Consider the following 24,320-nt stretch of genomic DNA (forward strand, 5'->3'; position numbering starts at 1 on the left):
GCGCGAGGGATGCCGCGGGGTCAGCCCGCGGCTCGCTCGAGGACGAGCTCGCGCACGCGCGCGGCATCGGCCTGGCCGCGCATCGCCTTCATGACGGCGCCGATGACGGCACCGGCGGCCTGCACCTTGCCGTCGCGGATCTTCTCGAGCACGTCCGGCTGGGCCGCGAGGGCCTCGTCGATCGCGGCGATCAGCGCACCATCGTCCGAGACGACCGCGAGCCCGCGGGCGTCGACGACCTCTTGCGGCGTGCCCTCACCGGCGATGACGCCCTCCAGCACCTGGCGCGCGAGCTTGTCGGTGAGCGAGCCGGCGTCGACGAGCTGCTGCAGCGCCGCGACGGATGCCGGTTCGATGAGCGACGATGCCTCGACGCCCTCCGCGTTCGCGAGCCGCGAGATCTCGCTCATCCACCACTTGCGGGCGGATGCCGGCGATGCGCCGGCGGCGACGGTCGCCTCGACCTCGCTCAGCAGCCCCGCGTTGACGACACCCTGGAAGTCGATGTCGGCGAAGCCCCAGGCATCCTTCAGCCGGCGACGGCGTGCGGCCGGCGGCTCGGGCAGCGCGGCGCGCAGGCTCTCGATCAGCTCGGTCGACGGCGCGACGGGCAGCAGATCGGGCTCGGGGAAGTAGCGGTAGTCGTCGGCATCCGACTTCGGACGACCCGGAGAGGTCGTGCCGGTGTCCTCATGCCAGTGGCGCGTCTCCTGCGTGATCGTGCCGCCCGCGGCGAGGATCGCCGCCTGCCGCTGGATCTCGTAGCGCACGGCGCGCTCGACCGACCGCATCGAGTTGACGTTCTTCGTCTCGGTGCGGGTGCCGAGCGGTGCGACAGGCTCACCGGCCGCAGCGCGCGGGCGGATCGACACGTTCGCATCGCAGCGGAGGTTGCCGCGCTCCATGCGCGCCTCCGAGATGCCGAGACCGATCACGATGTCGCGGATCGCGCGCACGTACGCCGCGGCGAGCTTCGGAGCGTTCGCCTCGGCGCCGTAGATCGGCTTCGTGACGATCTCGACGAGCGGCACGCCCGCACGGTTGTAGTCGACGAGCGAGTACTCGGCGCCCTGGATGCGACCGGTCGCACCACCCATGTGGGTGAGCTTGCCGGCATCCTCTTCCATGTGCGCGCGCTCGATCGGGATCTCGAACGTCGTGCCGTCTTCGAGTTCCACCTCGACCTGACCCTCGAACGCGATCGGCTCGTCGTACTGGCTGATCTGGTAGTTCTTGCCGAGGTCGGGGTAGAAGTAGTTCTTCCGCGCGAACCGGCTCGACGGCGCGATGTCGCAGCCGAGCGCGAGACCCAGCGAGATCGAGTACCGCACGGCGGTCTCGTTGACGACCGGGAGAGACCCGGGCAGGCCCATGTCGACAGGCGCAACGAGGGTGTTCGGCGCGGCATCGTGGTTCGACGGGTGCGCGGGGTTCGCGGCGGCCGAGAACATCTTGGTCTCGGTGTTGAGCTCGACGTGCACCTCGAAGCCGAGGACGGGCTCGAACCGCTCGAGCGCCTCGTCGAAGTCCATGAGTGCGACCTTGGCCATCAGCGGGCTCCTCCCAGCTGGGGGGCACGGTCAAGCAGCGGACCACCCCACGAATCCACGAGCAGTGCCTCGAGCGCCGCACCGACGCGGTAGAGGCGGGCATCCTCGCGCAGTGGCGCGATGAACTGGATGCCGACGGGCAGTCCGTCTTCGGCGGCGAGGCCCGACGGGATCGAGATCCCGGGGACGCCCGCGAGGTTCACGGGGATCGTCGTGACGTCGTTGAGGTACATCTGCAGCGGGTCGTCGAGCTTCTCGCCGAGGCGGAACGCGGTCGTCGGCGCGGAAGGCGTCGCGATGACGTCGACCTGCGCGAAGGCGGTGTCGAAATCGCGCTGGATGAGCGTGCGCACCTTCTGCGCGCTGCCGTAGTACGCGTCGTAGTAGCCTGCCGACAGGGCGTAGGTGCCGAGAATGATGCGGCGTTTGACCTCGTCGCCGAACCCGATGTCGCGCGAGCGCGCCATGACGTCCTCGACCGTGCCGCCGGGCACGTCGACCCGCAGGCCGAATCGCACCGAGTCGAACTTGGCGAGGTTGCTGGATGCCTCGGCAGGCAGGATCAGGTAGTAGGCGGCGACGCCGTACTCGAAGTGCGGCGCGCTGATCTCGACGATCTCGGCCCCCTGCGCCTCGAGCAGCGCGAGCGACTCGCGGAATGACGCCGAGACACCCGCCTGGAAGCCCGAGTCGGGCAGCTCGCGGATGACGCCGACCTTGAGGCCCTTGAGCACCTCACCCGTGGCGCCCTCGCGCGCTGCCGCGGCGAAGGACGGCCAGGCATCCGTCAGCGACGTCGCGTCGTGCGGGTCGTGGCCGGCGATGACATCGTGCAGGAGCGCCGAGTCGAGCACGGTGCGCGAGACGGGACCGACCTGGTCGAGCGAGGATGCCAGCGCGATCGCGCCGAACCGGCTCACGCCGCCATAGGTCGGCTTGACGCCGACCGTGCCGGTGACGTGCGCGGGCTGGCGGATCGAGCCGCCGGTGTCGGACCCGAGCGCGATCGGCGCCTCGAAGGCGGCGACGGCCGCGGCAGAGCCACCGCCCGAGCCGCCCGGGATGCGGTCGAGGTCCCACGGGTTGTGGGTCGGTCCGTAGGCGGAGTGCTCGGTCGACGAGCCCATCGCGAACTCGTCCATGTTGGTCTTGCCGAGCGGCACGAGGCCCGCGGCGCGCGAGCGCGCGACGACCGTCGCGTCGTACGGCGAGAGGAAGCCCTCGAGGATCTTCGATCCGCTCGTGGAGGGCATGTCGGTCGTGACGAGCACGTCCTTGATCGCGAGCGGCACGCCGGCCAGCTCGCCCAGCTGCTCGCCCGCGGCGCGGCGGCGGTCGATGTCGGCGGCGACCTCGAGCGCGTGGTCGCTCACGTGCAGGAACGCGTGCACCTCGGTGTCGACGGCGGCGATGCGGTCGAGGTGGGCCTGCGTCGCCTCAACGCTCGACACCTCGCCCGCCGCGAGCTTGGCCGACAGGTCGGCGGCGGTCAGACGGATCAGGTCGCTCACTGCTCCTCCCCCAGGATCGCGGTGACCTTGAAGCGGTCCTCCGTGGCATCCGGCGCATTCTGCAGCACCTGCTCGACGGTCAGCATCTCGCCGACGACATCGGGACGGTAGACGTTCTGCAGCGGCACCGGGTGGCTCGTCGCGGGCACGTCGGGGGTCGCGACCTCCGACACCTTCGCGATGTTGTCGACGATCGCGGAGAGCTGGCCGGTCAGGCGCTCCACCTCGTGGTCGTCCAGCTGGATCCGGGCCAGCACGCCGAGATGGCGCACGAGATCAGGGGTGATTTCAGACACCACGCCAGTCTACTTGGGCCGCTCCGCACCGCCGGTCCGCCGTGGCGCGGCGGATGCGCCGGACAAACCCCCGTCGCTAGGCTGGCCCGCGTGACCACGTTCGAGCCACCACGCCCCTGGATCCGCAGCTACGCCGAGGGGGTACCCGCCGAGCTCGAGCCGGTCACCGGCACCCTGCTCGACATCGTCGCGGCATCCACTCGTGACTATCCGGACGCCCCGGCGCTGCAGTTCTTCGGCCGCGAGACGTCATACCGCAACATGTCGGATGCCATCGAGCGCGCCGCCGCGGGCCTGAAGGCCCTGGGTGTCGGCAAGGGCGACACGGTCGCGATCGTGCTGCCGAACTGCCCGCAGCACATCATCGCGTTCTACGCGATCCTGCGGCTCGGCGCGATCGCCGTCGAGCACAACCCGCTGTACACGCCGCGCGAGCTGCGCAAGCAGTTCGAGGACCACGGCGCGAAGACCGCGATCGTGTGGAGCAAGGTCGTCTCGACCGTGCAGCAGTTCCCGGCCGACCTCGCCGTGACGAACCTCATCTCGGTCGACGTCACGCGTGCGATGCCGTTCACGTTGCGCTTCGCGCTGCGCCTGCCGATCGCGAAGGCCCGCGAATCGCGCTCCGCGCTGACCGAGCGCACCGCCGGCGCGATCTCGTGGGACAAGCTCGTGCAGACGCCGCCGCTGCCGGAGAGCTTCCCCGGGCCCGCCACCGACGATGTCGCGATCATCCAGTACACGAGCGGCACGACCGGCACCCCCAAGGGTGCCGTGCTGACGCACCGCAACCTGCTGGCGAACGCGCGGCAGGCACAGGCGTGGGTGCCGTCGATCCAGCGCGGCAAGGGATGCGTCGTGTACGCCGTGCTGCCGATGTTCCACGCGTACGGGCTGACGCTGTGCCTCACGTTCGCGATGTCGATGGGGGCACGCCTCGTGCTCTTCCCCCGGTTCGAGCCCGACATGGTGCTCGAGGTGACCAAGAAGCACCCCGCGACGTTCCTGCCACTCGTCCCGCCGATCGCCGACCGACTGCTGAAGGCCGCGCAGGCCGAGGGGATCTCGCTCGCGGGCACCGAGGTCGCGATCTCGGGTGCGATGGCACTGCCGCACGAGCTCGTGGTGCCGTTCGAAGCGGCGACCGGCGGATTCCTCGTCGAGGGCTACGGACTGTCGGAATGCTCGCCCGTGTTGATGGCGAACCCCGTCGCTGGCAACCGCAAGCCCGGAACAGTCGGGTTGCCGCTACCGGGCACCGAGTGCCGCGTCGTCGACCCCGACCAGCCCACGGTCGACGTCGCCGCCGGTGAGCGCGGCGAGCTGCTCGTGCGCGGCCCGCAGGTGTTCCAGGGGTACTACGGCAAGCCCGAGGCGACGGAAGAGGTGTTCGTCGACGGGTGGTTCCGCACGGGCGACATCGTCCAGATCGACGAGGACGGGTTCGTCCGCATCGTCGACCGCATCAAGGAGCTCATCATCACGGGCGGCTTCAACGTGGCGCCCACCGAAGTCGAGAACGCGCTGCGTCAGCATCCGCACGTCGTGGATGCCGCTGTCGTGGGCCTGCCGAGCGAGCACTCCGGCGAGGAGGTCGTCGCCGCCGTCGTGCTCGACGGGTCGGGCGACGTCGACGTGGAGGCGATCCGGGACCATGTCCGGGGCATCCTCACCCCGTACAAGGTGCCGCGCCGGATCTTCGTCGTCGACGAGCTCCCCAAGTCGCTGATCGGCAAGGTGCTGCGCCGTCAGGTGCGCGAATCGCTGCTGCAGCTCACGACGGGAAGCTGAGCGCGCCGGGGCCCTGCTCGACGAGGATGCGGAACTGCGCGGCATCCAGGATGCGCACGCCCAGTTCCTCGGCCTTCGCGAGCTTGGAACCCGCGCCGGGGCCGGCCGCGACGAAGTCGGTCTTCTTCGAGACACTGGATGCCGCCTTGCCGCCCGCCGCGATGATGGCCTCCTGCGCGCCCTCGCGCGTGTAGCCCTCGAGCGTTCCGGTCGCCACGACGGTCAGCCCCTCGAGTACCCCACCGGCCGCGACGGCCGCACCAGGACCGGGATGCCCCGGGGTCGCCCACTGCACGCCCGCCTCCGTCCAGTGCTGCACGATCTCCTGGTGCCAGTCGACGGCGAACCACTCCCGCAGCGACTCGGCGATGATGCCGCCCACACCGTCGACGGCCGCGAGCTCTTCCGCGGACGCGGCACGGATGGCATCCAGCGACCCGAACCACTGCGCCAGCGCGCGCGCCGCGACCGGCCCGACGTGCCGGATGTTCAGCGACACGAGCAGCCGCCACAGCTCCTTCGTCTTGGCCTTCTCGAGTTCGGCCAGCAGCCTGATCGCCTGCGCCGAGGGCTGCGGACCCTCCAGCCCCTCCTTGCGCTCGGCGGGGGTCGGATTGCGTCGGAACGGGGCGCGCATCTTCGCGACGCCCTCCTCGTCCTCTTTCACGAGTCCCGTCTCAGCATCGCGCACAACGAGCTCGATCGGCACGAGTTGCTCGAGGGTCAGACCGAACAGGCCCGCTTCCGTCACGAGCGGCGGCGTCTCGGGGAACGACGGCTGCGTGAGCGCGGCCGCCGTCACCTCGCCGAGCGCCTCGACATCCAGCGCGCCGCGCGAGCCGATGTGCTCGACGCGGCCGCGCACCTGCGCGGGGCACGAGCGGGCGTTCGGGCAGCGCAGGTCGATGTCGCCTTCCTTCGCCGGCGCCAGCACCGCGCCGCACGACGGGCAGTGCACGGGCATGACGAACGCGCGCTCGGTGCCATCGCGCAGATCGACCACGGGGCCGAGCACTTCGGGGATGACATCGCCGGCCTTGCGCAGCACGACCGTGTCGCCGATCAGCACACCCTTGGCTTTCACGACGTCCTGGTTGTGCAGCGTCGCCTGCCGCACGACACTTCCCGCGACGTGCGCGGGCGCCATGACGGCGAACGGCGTCGCACGCCCGGTGCGGCCGACCGACACGACGATGTCGAGGAGCTTGGTCTGCACTTCCTCCGGCGGGTATTTGTACGCGATCGCCCAGCGCGGCGCGCGACTGGTCGCGCCGAGCTCGGCGTGCAGGTCGAGTTCGTCGACCTTGACGACGATGCCGTCCAGCTCGTGCTCGATGTCGTGCCGGTGCTCTCCGAAGTACGCGACGAAGTCCGCGACCTCGTCAATCGTGCGGCACACCTTCGTGTGCGGGCTCGTCGGCAGCCCCCACGCGGCGAGCAGGTCGTACACCTCGCTCTGCGCGGCGACCGGCGGGTTCGGCCACGCGCCGATCCCGTGCACGTACAGCGCGAGCGAGCCCACGCGGACGAGCCCCGCCTCGAGCTCGAGTCCGTCCTTCTTGTCGAGCTGCTGGCGCAGGCCACCGCTGGCCGCGTTGCGCGGGTTCGCGAAGGACGGGAACCGCCGCGCCGCCGCTGTGCGCGCCTTCTCTTCGTCGAACGGAGGCTTCGCGCCGGAGCGTGCCTCCCACCGCGACAGCGCTTCGCCGTAGGCGCGCTCGCGGAAGTCGGCCTGCGCCGCATTGAGCCGCTCGAAGGCGGCGACGGGGATGAACACCTCACCGCGGACTTCGACGAGAGGCGGATGCCCCGTGCCGCTCAACCGCGCGGGGATGCCCGCGACCCGCAGCGCGTTCTCAGTCACGATCTCGCCGACGCGGCCGTCGCCGCGCGTCGCGGCGGAGGTCAGCACGCCGGCCTCGTAGCGCAGGCTGATCGCAAGACCGTCGATCTTCAGTTCCGTGAGCCAGGCGACCGGTCGACCCGCCGCGGCCTGGGTCTTGGCGGCCCACTCGCGCAGCTCGTCGATCGAGAAGACGTTGTCGAGGCTCAGCATCCGCTCGGCGTGCTCGATCGTCGCGAGCCCCGTCGTGTCGGCTGCTCCGACGAGCTGCGTCGGCGAGTCCTGCCCCTGCAGCTGCGGGAAGAGCCGCTCGACCGCTTCGAGCTGGTGCATCCAGTCGTCGTACGTCGCGTCGTCGACCAGCGCGGTGTCGCGACCGTAGTACGCGTCGCGCGCGTCCATGATGAGTCCCGTGAGTCGCTCGGACTCGGCCCGGGCGTCTTCGAGGGTCTGCGGGAGGGTGTCGGCATCCGTCACCCCGTCAGTCTAGGCAGTGCCCCCGACACGGTGTCAGGGGTCGGGTTTACCCTCGGGGCATGGCCATCGAAGTGCTGCCGGCGACCGGACGATGGAACGATTTCGCCTCTTTCATGGTGCCGCGAAAACCCGGCGGAAGCGGATGCATCTGCATGGCGTACCGCGGCCGCGGTCTCGACACGGCCGGCCGCATCGCCTACATGCACGACGAGTGCGATCGTGGGCCCGGCCCCGGCGTGCTGGCGTACCGCGACGGCGTCGTCGCGGGCTGGGCGTCGGTCGCCCCGCGATCGACGTACAGCCGCCTGATGAACTCACGGACGATTCCGCTGCTCGACGATCAGGACCCCTGGTCAGTGGTCTGCTTCGTCGTCCGCGCCGGCCATCGCCGCCAGGGCCTGATGCACGACCTGCTCGACGGCGCCGTCGCGCACGCCGAGCGCAACGGCGCCGCGGTCGTCGAGGGCTACCCTGCCGACGCGGGCGGCGAGCGCCTCGACACGATCAGCGCGTACGTCGGCACGGTCGATCTCTTCGAGCAGCACGGCTTCACCAGAGCCGCACCGACGACGGGGCACTCCGGTCACCGCGAGCGGTGGATCATGCGACGGGAACTGCGCTGACCGTCCGGTCGATCGTGAACTGGCCGATCACGCGGGTGCCGTCGTAGAGCACGGCCGTCTGCCCCGGCGCGACGCCATCGAACGGGGCATCCGGTGTCACGGTGAGTCCGTCCGGGGTCCACTGCGCGACCGCCGGCACGGGCTCGGCGTGCGCACGGATCTGCACGTGGCAGTCGAACTCGGTCGACGACGGTGCCCGCCCCGCCCAGGTCAGTCGGGCGCCGGCGATCTGCGCCGTCGCGAGCGCCTCCTTCGGGCCCACCACAACGGTGTTGGAGACGGGACGCACCTCGAGCACGAAGCGCGGCTTGCCGTCGGGGGCGGGAACCCCGAGCGACAGTCCGCGGCGCTGCCCCACGGTGTAGGCGTGCGCGCCCTCGTGGCTGCCGACGACCGCGCCCGAGCGGTCGATGATCTCGCCCTGCGTGGCGCCGACCTTCTCGGCGAGCCAGCCGCGCGTGTCGCCGTCGGGGATGAAGCAGATGTCGTGGCTGTCGGGCTTCTGCGCGACCGTCAGGCCGCGCGCGGCGGCCTCGGCACGCACGATCGCCTTCGACGGCGTCGATCCCAGCGGGAAGTACGTGTGCGCGAGCTGCTCGGCCGTCAGCACGCCCAGGACGTACGACTGGTCCTTCGCCTCATCGCTCGCGCGGTGCAGTTCGCGACCCTCCGGCCCCTCGACGAGCGTCGCATAGTGGCCCGTGCAGACGGCGTCGAAGCCGAGTTCGAGTGCGCGCTCGAGCAGCGCCGCGAACTTGATCTTCTCGTTGCAGCGCATGCAGGGGTTCGGCGTGCGGCCGGCCTGATACTCCGACACGAAGTCGGCGATGACGTCGTCGCGGAACCGCTCGGAGAAGTCCCAGACGTAGAACGGGATGCCGAGCAGGTCGGCCGCCCGGCGCGCGTCGAGGGCATCCTCGATCGTGCAGCAGCCGCGGCTGCCGGTGCGGAGCGTCCCGCCGGCGCGAGACAGCGCGAGGTGCACGCCGACGACGTCGTGCCCCGCCTCGACGGCCCGTGCGGCCGCGACGGCGGAATCGACGCCGCCGCTCATCGCCGCAAGGATCCGCATGGTTCCAGTCTACGGACGCGTTGCTGTGCGGGATCCGGATGCCCGGGCGTAGGCATCCGGCAGCGCCGCGAGCACGGCGTCGACGTCCGCCTCCGTCGACGTGCGGCCGAGCGTGAACCGCAGCACCGACCGCGCGGCGCGCTCGTCGAAGCCCAGGGCCATCACGACGTGCGAAGGCTCGGCGATGCCCGCCTGACACGCGGATCCGGTCGAGACCGAGATGCCCGCCCGGTCGAGCAGGAACAGCAGCGACTCCCCTGCCGCGCCCGGGAACAGCGCGTGCACGTTGCCCGGCACCCGCTCGACGAGGTCGCCGAGAATCCGCGCGGCGGGCACGGCAGAGCGGATGCCCTCGGCGAGCCGCGCGGTGAGCGCCCCCAGCCGGGTCTGCTCATCGAGCCGTTCGGCCTCGGCTTCAGCGAGCGCAGCGGCGAGCGCCGCCGCCCCCGCGACGTCGGGCGTGCCCGAGCGCAGGCCGCGCTGCTGCCCCCCACCGTGCAGCCCGGGGATGAGCGTCGCATGCCGCGAGACGACGAGCGCGCCGGTGCCGACGGGGGCACCGAACTTGTGTCCCGACAGGCTGAGGGCGACCAGGCCCGTGGGGCCGGTGGCGTCAGCGCGCCAGCCCGAGAACGACACCGGCAGGTGCCCGACGGCGCCGACGGCGTCGAGGTGCAGCGGCACACCGGCGGCGGCGGATGCCGAGGAGAGAGCCGCGGCATCCTGCACCGTGCCCACTTCGTTGTTGACGACGAGCGCCGTCGCCAGCGCCGCGCCCGGCAGCGCCGCCGCGAACGCGCCCGCGTCGATGCGCCCCAGGCCGTCCAGCGGTACGGCGCGGACCTCCGCGCCCTGCGTCGCGAGCCACCCGACCGTGTCGAGCGTCGCGTGGTGCTCACCGTCCGGAAGCACGATCGCAGCGCGCGCATCAGAGCCGTCAGTGCCACCAGGCCGCGCCCACCACAACCCCTTGATGGCGAGGTTGATCGACTCGGTGCCACCGCTCGTGAAGACGACCTCGATGGGCTGGCAGTCCAGAATCGCAGCGATGCGCTCGCGCGATTCCTCCAGCAGCCGGCGCGCCGCCTGCCCGGCGCCGTGCACCGACGAGGCGTTGCCGACCTCCTGCGCGGCGGCGAGCCAGGCATCCCGTGCGACGGGTCGCAGGGGCGTCGTCGCCGCGTGATCCAGATAGACCACGAGCACCTCTCCTCCCCGCATGCAACGTGCTGCAACATGCATGCCACACAGCGTTACTACTGTAGAGCGCATGGCCATTCCGCAGCCGATCGCACCCCCCGCACTCCTCGACCCGGCCTATGACGGATTGGGAGTGACGCTCGGCCCCGACGGCGGCACGTTGCGCGTGTGGTCTGAGAACGCGACGAGCATCGAACTGGTCGTGTGCGACCCCGTCGATCTCGACTGGATCACCGAGGTCGTGCCGCTCGCCCCGGTCGGCGGTGGTGTCTGGCAGGTGACCACCAGCGCCCTCGAGCTCGGCACGCGCTACGCCCTGCGCGTCGACGGCCCGACCGATGCCACCGACACGTTCAACCCCGCGACGCTCCTGATCGACCCGTATTCGAAGGGCCTCGTGCGCGTCCGCCGCGGGCAGTGGCGTTCGGTCGTCACCGACGACAGGTACGACTGGGAGGGCGTCGGGCGCCCCGCGACCCCACTCGACCGCACCGTCATCTACGAAGCCCATGTCAAGGGGCTCACGAAGCGGCATCCCGACATTCCGCCGGCCCTGCACGGCACCTACGCAGGCCTCGGGCACCCGGCGATGATCGAGCACCTCACGTCGCTCGGCGTGACAGCCGTCGAGCTGCTGCCCATCCACGCGTTCGTCACCGAGCCGCGTCTGCTCACGCAAGGCCTCACGAACTACTGGGGCTACAACACGCTCGCCTTCTTCGCCCCGCACGCGCCCTACGCGACAGCCGAGGCGAACGCCGCGGGCCCCGACGCGGTGCTGCGCGAGCTCAAAGACGCCGTCAAGGCGCTGCATGCCGCGGGCATCGAGGTGATCCTCGACGTCGTCTACAACCACACGTCCGAGCTCGAGCTGGGCGGGCCGCGCACGAGCTTCCGCGGAATCGACAACGCCCGCTACTACCGCCAGCACGACGACGGCGCCTACATCGACGTGACCGGCTGCGGCAACGCGGTGAACACGTCGACGGATGCCGCGGCGCGCCTCGTCCTGGACTCGCTGCGCTACTGGGCGCAAGAGGTGCAGATCGACGGGTTCCGGTTCGACCTGGCTGCCACGCTCGGTCGCGACGCCACGCACGAGTTCCAGCCCGATCACCCGCTGCTCGAGGCGATCGTGTCAGACCCGGCCCTCGCGGGCCTGAAAATGATCGCCGAGCCGTGGGACGTCGGCATCGGCGGCTGGCAGACCGGCAGCTTCGGCGTCGGCTGGAGTGAATGGAACGACCGCTATCGCGATCGGGTGCGCAACTTCTGGCTCAGTGACGTCGACTACATGCGTCGGGCGGGCGTGCCGCCCGTCGGCGTCGGCGGTTTCGCGACGCGACTGGCCGGCTCGTCCAACACCTTCAGCACCGAGCGCGGCCCGCTCGCGAGCATCAACTTCGTGACCGCGCACGACGGTTTCACCCTGCGCGACCTCGTCTCGTACGACGTCAAGCACAACCTGGGCAACGGCGAGCAGGGGCGCGACGGCACCGACACGAACCGCTCGTTCAACCACGGCGCCGAGGGGAAGACCACCGACCTGGGCATCCTCGCCACTCGGCGCAAGGCGATGCGCAACCTGTTCGGAACGCTGCTGCTGTCGGCCGGCGTACCGATGATCACCGCCGGCGACGAGTTCGCCCGCACGCAGCGCGGCAACAACAACGCCTACTGTCACGACTCTCCCCTCACCTGGATCGACTGGCGGCACGCGCCGTGGCAGGACGACCTGCACGCGCACGTGCAGCGGCTCACGCAGCTGCGGCGCGAGAACCCGGCCCTGCGGCCGCGGAGGTTCGCGGATGCCGTGCGCACGGTACCGAGCGCGTCGGTCATCGACTGGTACGACGAGCACGGCGAGACGATGTCGATCGATCGGTGGACCGACTCGGGCCACCGGACGCTGCAGTACGTCGCGCAGTCCACGCCACAGGAGGAAGCCCCCAACCGCATCCTGCTGGTCGTGCACGGCAACGAGCGTCCGATCGATGTGACCCTGCCCCGCATTCCGGGCGTCACCGCCTACCGGTCGCTGTGGTCGAGCGTCCCCGATCGGCCGAGCACCGACGAGCCTGTCTTCGCGCCGGGCGACGTCGTCTCACTGCCGGGCACGGCGCTGCATCTGTTCCGCGTGGAGTGAGCCGCGCGCCGACGCTGTCTTCGCACCGCCGACGGCGGTAGGTTCGAGACGTGGCCACGAAGACGCGTACCGCTTCCCCCGACCCAGCAACCGCTGCCGCCGTCACGCTGCGCAGCCTGACGCAGATCCCGTTGCGGCCGGCGGACGCATGGCAGCCCGACGCCGACACGCGCACGGGGCGCATCCCACTCGCCCTGCCGCGCCCGATCGCCCCCGATGCGCGGTTTCGCCCGTCGGCGTTCTCGGGTGAGGCGCTGCCGTTCCAGGTGACCGCATTCCGCGAGGGTCATGACCTCATCGGCGTGCACGTGAGGCTGTTCTCGCCATCCGGTGTCGAGTCGCTGCACCGTCTCGAACCCCTGCGCGACGGCTTCGACCGCTGGCGCACGCTCATCGCCCCCGGCGAGCAGGGAGTGTGGCGCTTCCGCTTCGAAGGGTTCGCCGACGACTTCGCGACGTGGGAGCACGCGGCCGACCTGAAGATCGCGGCCGGCGTCGACGCGCCGCTCATGCGCGAGATGGGCGCCCTGCTGCTCGACCGCGCGCGCAAGCAGAAAGACCGGGATGCCGCGCAGCGGCGCACGCTGACCGCGGCATCCGCAGCCCTGCGCGACCCACAGACGAGCGACGACGACGCCCTGCTGATCGTCCGCGACGAGACCATCGCGACGTACTTCCGCGACCGCCCGCTGCAGTCGCTGCTCACGATCGGCGACGAGCACGAACTGCTCGTCGAGCGGGAACGGGCCGGCGTCGGCGCCTGGTACGAGTTCTTCCCCCGTTCGGAAGGAGCCAAGCGGCTCAAGGACGGCACGATCAAGAGCGGTACGTTCCGCACCGCGACCAAGCGCCTGCCCGCCGTCGCCGCGATGGGCTTCGACGTCCTGTACCTGCCGCCCATCCACCCGATCGGCGAAGTGAACCGCAAGGGCCCCAACAACACGCTGACGACCGGCCCCGGCGACCCCGGATCGCCCTGGGCGATCGGCTCGGCGGCGGGCGGTCACGACACCGTGCACCCTGACCTGGGCTCTCTCGCCGACTTCCGCGCGTTCGTGCGCGCTGCCCGCAGTGAGGGGCTCGAGGTCGCGCTCGACCTCGCCCTGCAGGCGGCGCCCGACCACCCGTGGGTCGCCGCGCACCCGGAGTGGTTCACGACACTGCCGGACGGCTCGATCGCCTACGCCGAGAACCCGCCGAAGAAGTATCAGGACATCTACCCGATCAACTTCGACAACGACCCCGAAGGCATCCGCGCCGAAGTCCTCCGTGTCGTCCGGCACTGGATCGCGCAGGGCGTCAAGATCTTCCGCGTCGACAACCCGCACACCAAGCCGCTGCAGTTCTGGGAATGGCTGATCGCCACCGTCACGGGCGAGCACCCCGACGTCGTGTTCCTCGCCGAGGCGTTCACACGGCCCGCTCCGCTGCTGGGTCTCGCGCAGGTCGGATTCCAGCAGAGCTACTCGTACTTCACGTGGCGCAACACCAAGGCAGAGCTCGAGGAGTTCCTGACCTGGATCTCCGACGAGACGGCCGACATCATGCGGCCGAACCTGTTCGTCAACACTCCCGACATCCTCACCGAGTACCTGCAGTACGGCGGTCGCCCGGCCTACAAGATCCGCGCGGCGCTCGCCGCGACCGCGGGCGCGTCCTACGGCGTGTACGCGGGGTACGAGCTGATCGAGAACGTCGCCCGGCCCGGGTCGGAAGAGAACATCGACAACGAGAAGTACGAGTACAAGCTGCGGGACTGGGCGGCGGCGGATGCCGCGGGCACGACCCTCGCCCCTTATCTGACCCGCCTCAATGAGATCCGCCGCGCCCACCCGGCCCTGCGCCAGTTGCGCGGACTGACACTGCACTGGAGCGACGACGACGCGATCCTCGTGTTCAGCAAGCACATCCCGGGTGCACTGACCGCGTCGGGTGAGCCCGACACGATCCTCGTCGTGGCCAACGTCGATCCGCATTCGACGCGGCAGACGACTGTCCACCTCGACTCGACCGTGTGGGGCGTCCCGCGCGGCGACGACTACGAGGTCGAGGATCTGATCACCGGCGCCACCTGGACCTGGAACCAGGATGCGTTCGTGCGCCTCGATGCCTTCTACGAACCCGTCCACATCCTCCACGTCAAGGAGTCACGATGAGCAGCGTTTCCGACGAGGTCCTGGATGCCGTCGCGGCGGGGTCGTACTACGCGCCGCACGACATCCTGGGGCCCCACCAGCAGCAGGACGGCTCGTGGGTCATCCGCGCGCGACGCCCCATGGCACAGACGGTGACCGCGGTCGCGGACGACGGTGTCGAGATCCCCCTTCAGCACGTCCGCAGCGGTGTGTGGGAGGGCGCGGCGGCCACGCGGCCGAACGCGTACGAGCTCGTCGCGACCTACGACGGAGCGCCCGACTTCCGCGTCGACGACCCGTACCGTCATCTGCCGACGCTCGGTGATGTCGACCAGTACCTCATCGGCGAAGGCCGCCACGAGCAGCTGTGGGACGCCCTCGGCGCGCACGTGCGCCACTACCCGGGCGTCAGCGGCGTGTCGTTCTCGGTATGGGCACCGCACGCGCAGGCGGTGCGTGTCACCGGTGACTTCAATTCGTGGGACGGCGCGTCGCACGCGATGCGCAGCCTCGGCTCGGTCGGCGTGTGGGAGCTTTTCGTGCCGGGCCTTGCCGCCGGCACGACGTACAAGTACGAGATCCTCACGCCGCACGGAGGGTGGATCCTCAAGGCAGACCCGATGGCGCAATGGGCCGAGGTGCCGCCGGCGACGGCATCCGTCGTCACCGAGAGCGCCTACGAGTGGGCCGACGACGAGTGGATGACGGCGCGCGCGCAGCGCTCCCCCGCCGACCAGCCGATGTCGACGTATGAGTTGCACCTCGGATCGTGGCGCCCCGGGCTCGGCTACCGCGACGCGGCCGACCAGCTCGTCGACTACCTCACCGAGGTCGGCTACACGCACGTCGAGTTCCTGCCGCTCGCCGAGCACCCCTTCGGCGGGTCGTGGGGCTACCAGGTGTCGGGGTACTACGCCCCCACGAGCCGCTTCGGCACGCCCGACGACCTGCGCTACCTCATCGATCGCCTGCACCAGGCCGGTTTCGGCGTGATCATGGACTGGGTGCCCGGACACTTCCCGAAGGATGCCTTCGCCCTGGCCCGCTTCGACGGCGAGGCCCTCTATGAGCACCCCGACCCGCGCCGCGGCGAGCACAAGGACTGGGGCACGCTCATCTTCGACTACGGCCGCAACGAGGTGCGCAACTTCCTCGTCGCCAACGCGCTGTACTGGCTCGAGGAGTTCCACGTCGACGGCCTGCGCGTCGACGCCGTCGCCTCGATGCTGTACCTGGACTACTCGCGCAAGGACGGCGAGTGGGAGCCGAACATCTACGGCGGCCGCGAGAACCTCGAGGCGATCCGGTTCCTGCAGGAGGTCACCGCGACGGCCTACAAGCGCTACCCGGGCATCGCGATGATCGCGGAGGAATCGACCAGCTACCCCGGTGTCACGGCGCCGACGGACTTCGGCGGGCTCGGGTTCGGGTTCAAGTGGAACATGGGCTGGATGAACGACTCGCTCGTGTACATGCAGCGTGACCCGATGTACCGGTCACACCACGAGGGTGAGCTGTCGTTCTCGTTCGTGTACGCGTTCAGCGAGCACTTCATCCTGCCGATCAGCCACGACGAGGTCGTGCACGGCAAGGGCAGTCTTTTCAACCGGATGCCGGGCGACCACTGGCAGAAGCTCGCCAACACTCGCGCGTTCCTCGCCTACATGTGGGGCCACCCGGGCAAGCAGCTGCTGTTCATGGGTCAGGACTTCGGGCAGCTGTCGGAATGGTCGGAGAACCGGGCGCTGGACTGGTGGATGCTCGACCAGCCGCCGCACCGGCAGCTGCTGGAGTTCGTCGGAGCGCTCAACCGCGTGTACAAGGAGCACGCGCCGCTGTGGTCACGTGACGACGACGGCAACGCCTTCCGGCGACTGGGCGCGCCGTACTGGAACACGAATGTCATCGCGTTCAGCCGGGTCGACCACCACGGCAACACGGTCGTCGTCGTGTGCAACTTCTCCGGCGAGCCGATCCGCGACTATCCGCTCGACCTGCCCGAGGCCGGCGAGTGGGTCGAGCTGCTCAACTCGGATGCGCAGCAGTACGGCGGCTCCGGTGTCGGCAACTTCGGAGCAGTGCACGCTGACGAGAACGGTCGCGCCACGATGGTGCTGCCGCCGCTCGGCGTGCTCTGGCTCGGGCACAGCGCCTGAGCGCTCGCCCGTCAGAACAGCAGCGAAGCGAGGCGTCCGCGAGCGCGCAGGACGCGCGCGTCGCTGTCGCCGACGAGGGCGAACAGCTCGAGCAGGCGCTCGCGCACGGGGGCACGCTCGTCGGACGGAAGCGCGGCGAACAGATCCAGCAGTCGTCCGAACGCGTCGTCGACGTGTCCGCCCGCGAGGTCGAGATCTGCGACCGCGAACTGGGCCGCGACGTCGGTCGGCGCCGCGGCGGCCGCGGCACGGGCCTCCTGCAGGTCAAGATGCTGAACGCGCTCGAGCAGACGCACCTGACCGAGCCCGGCACGGGCCTGCTCGTCACGCGGGTCTTCCGCCAGGGCAGCCTCGTACGCGTTGACGGCGCGCGCGTAGTCGCCCGCCTCGATCGCGTCGAACGCCTCCTGGTGATGCGGCGGCAACACCTCTTCGGCGGTGTCGGATGCCTCGGCATCCGCCGCACCGGTCGGCACGACGCCGGTCACACCTTGCTGCGCCGCCAGCTGCAGCAGCTGCGCGAAGACCTCGCGCACCTGCTGCTCGGGCACCGCGCCGGTGAACAGCGGCACGGGCTGCCCGGCGACGAGAGCGACGACCATCGGGATCGACTGCGCGCGGAAGCCCTGCGCCAACTGCGGGTTGGCGTCGACGTCGACCTTGGCCAGCACGAGACGTCCGCCGAGTTCGGTGACGACCTTCTCGAGAATCGGGCTGAGCTGCTTGCACGGGCCGCACCACTCCGCCCACAGGTCGACGACGACGGGAACCGAGCGCGATAGCTCGAGGACCTGTCCGAACGTGGCGTCGGTCACATCGAACACGAGCGCCGGTGCGCCCGTCGCACCCGTCGCCCCCGACTCGCCGGCGGGCGCGTCTGCGGCGGCCCCGCGTGAACGCAGCGCAGACAGGTCGACGGCGCCGCGCAGGACGGCTCCAGGACGGGCATCGCTCATTATTCGATCACCTTCGCGTCGAGGATGGACGAGGAGTAGCCCAGGAGCGTGATGCGCTCCTTCGAGCTCTGGCTCGGGACGAAGAAGAACAGCTGGTCGGCGTACGTCGTCGTGAAGCCGGTGGACGACTGCGAGACGCCGGTGAGCGTCTGCACGACCGGGTTGTTGTCGAGCTTGATCACGGCCTCGCTGTTCGTCGGTGTGACGGAGTCGCGGTCGTACACGGTGACGACGACGATCGCGCCCGAGTCCAGCGTCGCGAGCGCCACCGGCGCGGCGGTGCCGCCTTCGGCTGAGAATGTGAGCGATCCCGTCTCGGCGCCGGTCTCGTTGAAGGTCGCGAGGCGCGTGGTGCGGTTGTCGTCGAGGCTCTTGATGAACGCGTCGTCGTCGGTGTCGAACAGGCTCGCATACTCGCTGCTGTCGGCGTTGGTGAGCACGTCGGCGTAGGCAGCCGCGAGGGCGTCGGGCGCAAGAGTGAGGAACGGCGAGTCCGGAAGGATCGGAATCGCGCCCACGTAGGGCGGAGCGAGCTTGAGCGTCGTGTCGGAGGTCAGCTGCGCGATGTCGGTGACCTTGTACTCCGACCAGGGATCCTGCTGGGTCACGCTCATCATGACGTCGGCGCCGCCATCGGTACCCGGCGCGACCGCGAAGAACGTGCGCGGCCACTCGTCGTTCGCCTCCGGCAGCACGACCTGCAGCGTTCCGTCCGGGATCGCGGGAAGCGCCGTCTGGTCGGACAGTGAGCCGCGCAGGACGTAGTTGGTCTCGCGGACGGCGAGGGCGGTGCCGTCCAGCCGCGTCGCGGCTGCGGTCGCGTCCATCGCGTCGTCGGCGGCGGCGACCGCCGTGGCGACCCGGCTCACGATGCGTTCGGCCTGCGCCTGCGTCACGACCGGGCTGCCCTGATCTTCGGGCACGACGATCGACGGCGTCGCAGACGGCGTCGGCGACGGCGCAAGATCCGGCCAGGCATCGGCGGAGCACCCGGTGAACAGCAACGCCGAGACGGCGACGGCGGGCACGGCGATGAAAGCGCGCGATCCGCGCGTGCGTCGCGTGAGCTTCTTGGCATCCGGCGTCGCGCTGATGACGCCCTTGTCTTCGCTCTCGATCGCGACGTTGATCGGCTCGGTGGTCGGCACCGGCAGACCCTTCCGGCGCGGCCCGCGCGCTCGGCGCGCGTGGCGCACGCCCAGGATGTACAGCACGATGCCGACGGCCAGCACGATCGCGCCGCCCACGATCAAGGGGCCCGCCCACGGCGTGGAGTTGTGCACCGGCCAGGTGATGCTCAGCGACTGCGGCGCCGGAGCAGACCCGTCGGTCGCGACGAGCAGACTCATCTCGGCCGGCAGCTGCAGAGTCGCGATGAGCACGTCGTCCTGCTGGAACTCGTCGAGCCAGAGGTCGGAGCCGACGGGGCTCAGCGCCGCGGCATCCGCACTCGTCGCGTCATCACCGGTCGTGGCGTCGCCGGTTGTCGTGTCGTCCGTGGTGGTGTCGTCTGTGGTGGCGGCGTCGTCCGTCACGGTGTCATCCGTCACGGTGGCCGCGACAGAGTCGGAGACGATCTGATCGTCAGCCAGCGTCACGTGCGTGTAGTCGGACTTCGCGAGCCACGCCGCCATGTCGGCGGTGCGACCGTAGGCGGCGAAGATCGCGCCGTCCTCCTGCACCCGCAGCGTCTGCGATCCCTCGTGGCTGTTCAGGACGCCGCCATCGATGAGCACATATGGCGCATCGCCGCTGACCTCGATCTGCTGGCTCTCGGTTGTCGGCCCCTCGAAGATCGTGCGCTGGGCGATGCCGGCACCGATCATGAGAGCGGCCAGCACGAAGGCGGCCACAGCCCAGACGAAACGCACGAATCACACCTTCCCGCGCCCCGGTCGGGTCCAGTTGGGTCCAGGGCGCGCACACTCGACGTTCCAGACTAGCGAAGACGACCTGAACGTGGCGTGGGAAGGACCAGCCTGCACGGTTTCGACGTACCGCGTGCGTATCCTGGCAACACTGTTCCGTACACCCGGGAGACCTCGCGTGAAGCTGCACAATCCGTTCCGCACGGCGCTGATCGCCACGCTCGGCGTCGGCGTCGGCATCCTCGTCATCACGAGCATCGAGTCGCTCTCGACGATCCTCCTCTACGTCGGAACGGCGCTGTTCCTCGCGCTCGGCCTCGATCCGCTGGTCTCGTGGCTCGAGCGGCGGGGCCTGCCGCGCTGGGCCGCGCTGCTGATCACGTTCGTCGTGGTGCTCGCCGTCTTCGCCGGGATCATCCTCATCATCGTCCCCGTCTTGGTCGGGCAGATCTCGCAGTTGGTCGTACAGATCCAGAGACTCGTCCAGTCGGCCATCAATCAGGACTGGAACCCCGTCGAAGAAGTCAGCAACTGGCTGCACGAGCAGTTCCCCGCACTCGATGTCGACCAGGTCTTCCAGTACATCGAGAACTGGTACAGCTCGCTCGATCTCGGCCAGGTCGGCAGCGCTGCCGGCACCGCCCTGATCGATATCGGTGCGGGGATCATCGCGGGGTTCACCGGGGCGATCATCGTCCTGATCCTGACGATCTACTTCACGGCATCCACACCCAACCTCAAGACGGCGGTGGCGCAGCTCGTGCCGGCATCCAAGCGAGCCCGGTTCGTCGACCTCTCCGACCAGATCACGGCGTCGGTCGGCTTCTACGTCATGGGGCAGGTGTCGCTCGGCGTCATCAACGGCGTGCTCAGCGCGATCTTCCTCTCGATCATCCAGGCGCCGTTCCCTGCTGTGCTCGCCGTCGTCGCGTTCTTCTTCTCGTTGATCCCGCTGGTGGGAACGCTCACCGGCTCGGCGATCATCATCCTCACGTGCCTGATCCCGGGGCTGGGCTCACCGCTGACGGCGCTCGTGGCCCTCATCTGGTACGCGATCTACATGCAGGTGGAGGCCTACGTGCTCTCGCCGCGCATCATGAACCGCGCCGTGTCGGTGCCCGGCGCCGTCGTCGTCATCGCCGCTCTCGCGGGCGGTTCGCTGCTGGGTCTTCTCGGCGCCCTCGTCGCGATCCCGATCGCGGCGAGCATCCTGATCATCTACCGCCAGGTGATCGTCCCGCAGCAGAACGAGCGTTGACGCGACCCGGATCACTGCCGCGCAGCGGCATTGATGCGGGCCGGGTCCGCTACTCCCACTCGGTCGGCAACGGCAGCGCGTCAGCGTTGACGGCGGCCACGATCTCGGTGAGCACACGCCGGGTCTGGGTCTCGCCCACCCACAGGTGCTTGCCGCCTTCGACGGGGACCAGCGTGGCATCCGGCACCGCAGCGAACCGCTCACGAGCCTCGTCCGGTCGCAGATAGTCGTCGAACTCGGGGATCACGACGACCATGCGGCGGTCATCGCCCGCCCACGCCGCAACCTCTTCGGCGGTGGTGCGGTGCAGCGGCGGCGACAGCAGGATGACACCCTCGATGTCGTGGTCGCGGCCGTACTTGAGCGCGAGTTCGGTGCCGAACGACCAGCCCAGCAGCCAGGGCCTGGGCAGCCCGCGCTCGCGTACGAAATCCATCGCCGCCGCGACGTCGAACGACTCGGAACGACCCCCGTCGAACGCACCGTCGCTCGTGCCGCGCGGTGACGAGGTGCCGCGCGTGTTGAACCGCAGCACAGCGAGGTCGGCGAGGGCGGGCAGACGTCCGGCTGCCTTCCGCAGGATGTGCGAATCCATGAAGCCGCCCGCCGTCGGCAGCGGGTGCAGCGTCACGAGCGTCGCGACCGGCTCGGCATCCAGCGGCAGTGCGAGCTCGCCGACGAGCATCAGACCGTCGAGCGTCTGCAGCTCGATGTCTTCGCGGCGCGCGGGCAGCGTCACAGGTCCACGGATCTCCATCTCAGCCGATCCTCCAGCAAGCGGTGTGCCAATGGCGCCGTGCGGCCAGGTCGGCCGCGTCGCCGAGGACGCCGTCGGCGCGCCACACCACGACGTGTGCGACGCCCGGCGCGACTTCGCGACCGCAGCCCGGGCACGTGTACGACTTCTGCGCTTGCGGGGCGCCCACCGGCTGCACGGTCCAGGTCACGCCGCGGCGTTCTTCGGTGCGCTTCCAGCCGCTCAGCAGGCGGTCGAAGGACTCGTCGTCGGGTGTGGGACGACGGCGGTTCGCGCGGGGCATCGACTCAATACCAGCCCGTGGACTGCGAGTGCCCCCAGGCGCCGCACGGCGTGCCGTAGCGGCCGCCGATGTATCCGAGGCCCCAGGCGATCTGCGTCGCCGGGTTGGTCTCCCAGTCGGCGCCGGCCGATGCCATCTTGCTGCCGGGCAGTGCCTGCGGGATCCCGTAGGCACCGCTGCCCGCGTTGTAGGCGTTGACGCGCCAGCCGGACTCCTTGTTCCACAGCGCGACCAGACACGCGAACTCGTCGTCGCCCCAGCCGCGCTCCTGCACCATGGCGTAGGCGACCGCCTGGGCGGTGCCCGGGTCGGGCGAGACGAACGGCGGCGACCAGGAGGTACTCGTCGATGCTGTGGAGCCGGTGGCAGCCTCGGGCGTCGGTGTCGGCTTGGGCGCCACGTACACGTCGTAGACGATGCCGTCGCGGCCCAGGTCGATCGAGTCGCCGGATGCCGCGAGGAACGACTGCGCATCGGCGATCGTGTCGGCGTACAGCGACACCGGGTCGAGCTCGGTCGCCTCGGCCGGAGTGGTGGCGGCGCTGAGCGGTCCGATGTAGGCAACACCCAGACCTGCGACCGACAACACGGCGAAGAAGCTCAACACTCCGCGGCTGCGCGACCGCCGCGGACGCGGCGTCGAGGGCCGTGAGCCGACCGCGGCGCGACGCGAGAGCTCGCGGTGGTCTCTCCGGGTCAGCTGGGCGTCAGATGTCACAGTGCCCCGAGTCTACCGTGAGGTTCCGAAGCTGTCATCGACCGCGCGCTGTCGAGGTTCACACGACGGCGAGCATGACCTCGACGACGGCATCGAGCACGGCATCCACTTGCGCTTCGCTGTAGCCGCGGCGCTGCATGCGGAACGCGACGCCGCGCACCTGGTCGACGCTGAGCTGCTCGCCGCTCTCGAGGAAGCGTGCGAGCTTGTCGGCCACGAGGTCGACCTCATCGACCCGGTAGCCGAAGCGCAGCACGCCGGCGCGGCGGAATCGGCGTCCCTTGGGCCGGGTCAGGCGATCGAGCACCTCCTGCGCGAGCTGGCGGGACTGGCCGACCCACGCGCGGGCACCCGCCTGGCTGAGCGCTCGCTCGCGCTCGCGTGCCGCGAAGGCATCCTCGATGCGGCCCAGTGCCGCGTCGACCGCGGCGACCTGGTAGCCGCGCTTGACGAGCGGGAAGGCCACGGTGCGCACCGTGTTCGCGTCGATGTCTACCGCGCCGGATGCCTCGAAGGCCGTGCGCGCACGCGCGAGGAACTCATCGACGTCTTCGGGACGGTAGCCGCGCTGACGTCCGGACGTGTGCGGGAAGGGCGCGGCCGGTGCCGCAGTCTGATCGGTCATACGCTCACCAACGGGAAGAAGAGGAAGTACATCGCCAAGGCTGCCGCCGCCGACGGAAGGATCGAATCGAGCCGGTCGAGGACTCCCCCGTGACCGGGCAACCACGAGCTCATGTCCTTGATGCCGAGGTCTCGCTTGATCATCGACTCGCCCAGGTCACCCGCGGTGGCGCTGCCGAGCAGCACGAGGCCGAAGATGGCGCCTGCCCACCACGGGACGTGCAGGACGAACATCCCGTAGAGGATCGCGACGACGGTCGTAGCGACCGCGCCACCCGCGAAGCCCTCCCAGGTCTTGTTCGGGCTGATGCGCGGCGCCATCGGGTGCGATCCGAACGCGAGTCCGCTCGCGTACGCACCGGTGTCTGCCGCGACGACGACGATGATCATGCCGAGCACCCAATACTCGCCCTGGTCCTGACGCAGCAGCACGAGCGTCATCGAGGCCAGGAACGGCACGTAGATCGGGATGAAGCCCGCAACGAGGATGTCCGAGAGCACGTCACCGTAGCGACGTCCGTCGCGTGCGGCCATCTGCCCGAGCATGCGCCAGACGATGACGACGACGACGCACGCGATCGTGACGACCCAGTGCGTCCAGTGCCCCTGGAAGAACGCCACCAGCGCGATGACGGCCCCGACGATCAGCTGCGGGACGATGTCGACGCGTCGCCCGGCGGTCTGCAACGCGCGGGAGAACTCAAACACCCCGAGCAGTGCCACCGGGATCGCGAACAGCAGGAACAGCCATTTCACGAACAGCAGGGTCGCCAGCACGACGGCGCCGATCGCGACGCCGATGAGGATCGCCATCAGCAGATTGCGGCCCGTGCGCTCGTTGATGCGCTCGTTGACCTGCTCGAAGTCCGCGCGCGCCCGATCGATCTGCTGCTCGAACTCGTCGCGTCGGGCCTTCACATGCTCGTGGAACGACGACGGCTCAGGCTGCACAGGCTCGTGCTGCGACGCGGCGTTCTCCGCCGCGCGACGGGCCTCGGCGCGACGCGGGGCCGTCTCGTCGCGGGCAGCGGAATCCCCGGAGGGGTCGGTCATCGC

General features: G+C 70.0%; 19 protein-coding genes. 6 read left to right on the forward strand and 13 right to left on the reverse strand.

Features of this window, described 5'->3' with window-relative positions; genetic code table 11:
• Window positions 1–20: 20 nt before the first annotated feature.
• Genes gatB through gatC form a run of 3 tightly spaced genes read right to left on the reverse strand, consistent with a single transcriptional unit; the run spans window position 21 to window position 3,357 of the window.
• Window positions 21–1,550: an Asp-tRNA(Asn)/Glu-tRNA(Gln) amidotransferase subunit GatB gene (gatB, locus tag BGO46_RS07635; protein ID WP_292676157.1), complete on the reverse strand. Its 1,530-nt coding sequence runs from the start codon at window positions 1,548–1,550 to the stop codon at window positions 21–23.
• The gene (gene gatA, locus BGO46_RS07640; RefSeq protein WP_292676153.1) at window positions 1,550–3,061 is read right to left on the reverse strand and encodes an Asp-tRNA(Asn)/Glu-tRNA(Gln) amidotransferase subunit GatA; all 1,512 of its coding nucleotides are present in this window, start codon (window positions 3,059–3,061) and stop codon (window positions 1,550–1,552) included. The genes gatB and gatA overlap by 1 nt, the downstream gene beginning before the upstream one ends.
• The gene (gene gatC, locus BGO46_RS07645) at window positions 3,058–3,357 is read right to left on the reverse strand and encodes an Asp-tRNA(Asn)/Glu-tRNA(Gln) amidotransferase subunit GatC (RefSeq protein ID WP_292676150.1); all 300 of its coding nucleotides are present in this window, start codon (window positions 3,355–3,357) and stop codon (window positions 3,058–3,060) included. Before gatC ends, gatA begins: the two co-directional genes overlap by 4 nt.
• 90 nt (window positions 3,358–3,447) lie before the next feature.
• On the opposite strand from gatC, the gene BGO46_RS07650 reads away from it, so the two are divergent.
• The gene (locus BGO46_RS07650; protein WP_292676147.1) at window positions 3,448–5,148 is read left to right on the forward strand and encodes a long-chain-fatty-acid--CoA ligase; all 1,701 of its coding nucleotides are present in this window, start codon (window positions 3,448–3,450) and stop codon (window positions 5,146–5,148) included.
• Here the strand turns inward: BGO46_RS07650 and ligA are convergent.
• Window positions 5,132–7,468 (reverse strand): NAD-dependent DNA ligase LigA, encoded by a 2,337-nt coding sequence (gene ligA / locus BGO46_RS07655; RefSeq protein ID WP_292676145.1) that lies wholly within the window; start codon window positions 7,466–7,468, stop codon window positions 5,132–5,134. The genes BGO46_RS07650 and ligA overlap by 17 nt on opposite strands.
• Before the next feature lie 59 nt (window positions 7,469–7,527).
• On the opposite strand from ligA, the gene BGO46_RS07660 reads away from it, so the two are divergent.
• Complete coding sequence (locus tag BGO46_RS07660) at window positions 7,528–8,091, forward strand: GNAT family N-acetyltransferase (protein ID WP_292676142.1); 564 nt, start codon at window positions 7,528–7,530, stop codon at window positions 8,089–8,091.
• Here the strand turns inward: BGO46_RS07660 and mnmA are convergent.
• The gene (gene mnmA / locus BGO46_RS07665; protein WP_292676139.1) at window positions 8,069–9,163 is read right to left on the reverse strand and encodes a tRNA 2-thiouridine(34) synthase MnmA; all 1,095 of its coding nucleotides are present in this window, start codon (window positions 9,161–9,163) and stop codon (window positions 8,069–8,071) included. The genes BGO46_RS07660 and mnmA overlap by 23 nt on opposite strands.
• Before the next feature lie 9 nt (window positions 9,164–9,172).
• Window positions 9,173–10,405 (reverse strand): cysteine desulfurase family protein, encoded by a 1,233-nt coding sequence (locus BGO46_RS07670; protein ID WP_292897328.1) that lies wholly within the window; start codon window positions 10,403–10,405, stop codon window positions 9,173–9,175.
• A 28-nt stretch (window positions 10,406–10,433) separates the two neighbouring features.
• Here BGO46_RS07670 and glgX point away from each other — a divergent pair, with 28 nt between their 5' ends.
• The 3 genes from glgX (at window position 10,434) to glgB (ending at window position 16,800) form a co-directional block, all read left to right on the forward strand.
• Complete coding sequence (gene glgX, locus BGO46_RS07675; RefSeq protein ID WP_292676137.1) at window positions 10,434–12,509, forward strand: glycogen debranching protein GlgX; 2,076 nt, start codon at window positions 10,434–10,436, stop codon at window positions 12,507–12,509.
• 131 nt (window positions 12,510–12,640) lie between these two features.
• Entirely contained in the window at window positions 12,641–14,665 is a 2,025-nt protein-coding gene (locus BGO46_RS07680) for an alpha-1,4-glucan--maltose-1-phosphate maltosyltransferase (protein WP_292676496.1), read from the forward strand.
• The gene (glgB, locus tag BGO46_RS07685; protein WP_292676134.1) at window positions 14,662–16,800 is read left to right on the forward strand and encodes a 1,4-alpha-glucan branching protein GlgB; all 2,139 of its coding nucleotides are present in this window, start codon (window positions 14,662–14,664) and stop codon (window positions 16,798–16,800) included. The genes BGO46_RS07680 and glgB overlap by 4 nt, the downstream gene beginning before the upstream one ends.
• A gap of 11 nt (window positions 16,801–16,811) precedes the next feature.
• On the opposite strand, the gene BGO46_RS07690 is transcribed toward glgB, so the two are convergent.
• On the reverse strand, window positions 16,812–17,756 hold the full coding sequence (locus tag BGO46_RS07690; protein WP_292676131.1) for a tetratricopeptide repeat protein: 945 nt from the start codon (window positions 17,754–17,756) through the stop codon (window positions 16,812–16,814).
• Entirely contained in the window at window positions 17,756–19,627 is a 1,872-nt protein-coding gene (locus BGO46_RS07695; RefSeq protein ID WP_292676127.1) for a glycosyl transferase, read from the reverse strand. Before BGO46_RS07695 ends, BGO46_RS07690 begins: the two co-directional genes overlap by 1 nt.
• Window positions 19,628–19,802: 175 nt before the next feature.
• Between BGO46_RS07695 and BGO46_RS07700 the strand changes: the two genes are divergently transcribed.
• Window positions 19,803–20,882 (forward strand): AI-2E family transporter, encoded by a 1,080-nt coding sequence (locus tag BGO46_RS07700; protein ID WP_292676124.1) that lies wholly within the window; start codon window positions 19,803–19,805, stop codon window positions 20,880–20,882.
• A 49-nt stretch (window positions 20,883–20,931) separates the two neighbouring features.
• On the opposite strand, the gene BGO46_RS07705 is transcribed toward BGO46_RS07700, so the two are convergent.
• Genes BGO46_RS07705 through BGO46_RS07725 form a run of 5 tightly spaced genes read right to left on the reverse strand, consistent with a single transcriptional unit; the run spans window position 20,932 to window position 24,317 of the window.
• The gene (locus tag BGO46_RS07705) at window positions 20,932–21,639 is read right to left on the reverse strand and encodes an alpha/beta hydrolase (protein ID WP_292676121.1); all 708 of its coding nucleotides are present in this window, start codon (window positions 21,637–21,639) and stop codon (window positions 20,932–20,934) included.
• A 1-nt stretch (window position 21,640) separates the two neighbouring features.
• Complete coding sequence (locus tag BGO46_RS07710; RefSeq protein ID WP_292676118.1) at window positions 21,641–21,922, reverse strand: hypothetical protein; 282 nt, start codon at window positions 21,920–21,922, stop codon at window positions 21,641–21,643.
• A 4-nt stretch (window positions 21,923–21,926) separates the two neighbouring features.
• On the reverse strand, window positions 21,927–22,640 hold the full coding sequence (locus BGO46_RS07715; RefSeq protein ID WP_292676115.1) for a lytic transglycosylase domain-containing protein: 714 nt from the start codon (window positions 22,638–22,640) through the stop codon (window positions 21,927–21,929).
• A gap of 58 nt (window positions 22,641–22,698) precedes the next feature.
• The gene (locus tag BGO46_RS07720; RefSeq protein ID WP_292676112.1) at window positions 22,699–23,265 is read right to left on the reverse strand and encodes a DivIVA domain-containing protein; all 567 of its coding nucleotides are present in this window, start codon (window positions 23,263–23,265) and stop codon (window positions 22,699–22,701) included.
• Window positions 23,262–24,317: a phosphatidate cytidylyltransferase gene (locus BGO46_RS07725; RefSeq protein WP_292676109.1), complete on the reverse strand. Its 1,056-nt coding sequence runs from the start codon at window positions 24,315–24,317 to the stop codon at window positions 23,262–23,264. Before BGO46_RS07725 ends, BGO46_RS07720 begins: the two co-directional genes overlap by 4 nt.
• Between the last annotated feature and the right edge of the window lie 3 nt (window positions 24,318–24,320).

Source organism: Microbacterium sp. 70-16 (genome assembly GCF_001898315.1).
In the GTDB taxonomy this organism is placed as follows: Bacteria; Actinomycetota; Actinomycetes; order Actinomycetales; family Microbacteriaceae; genus Microbacterium.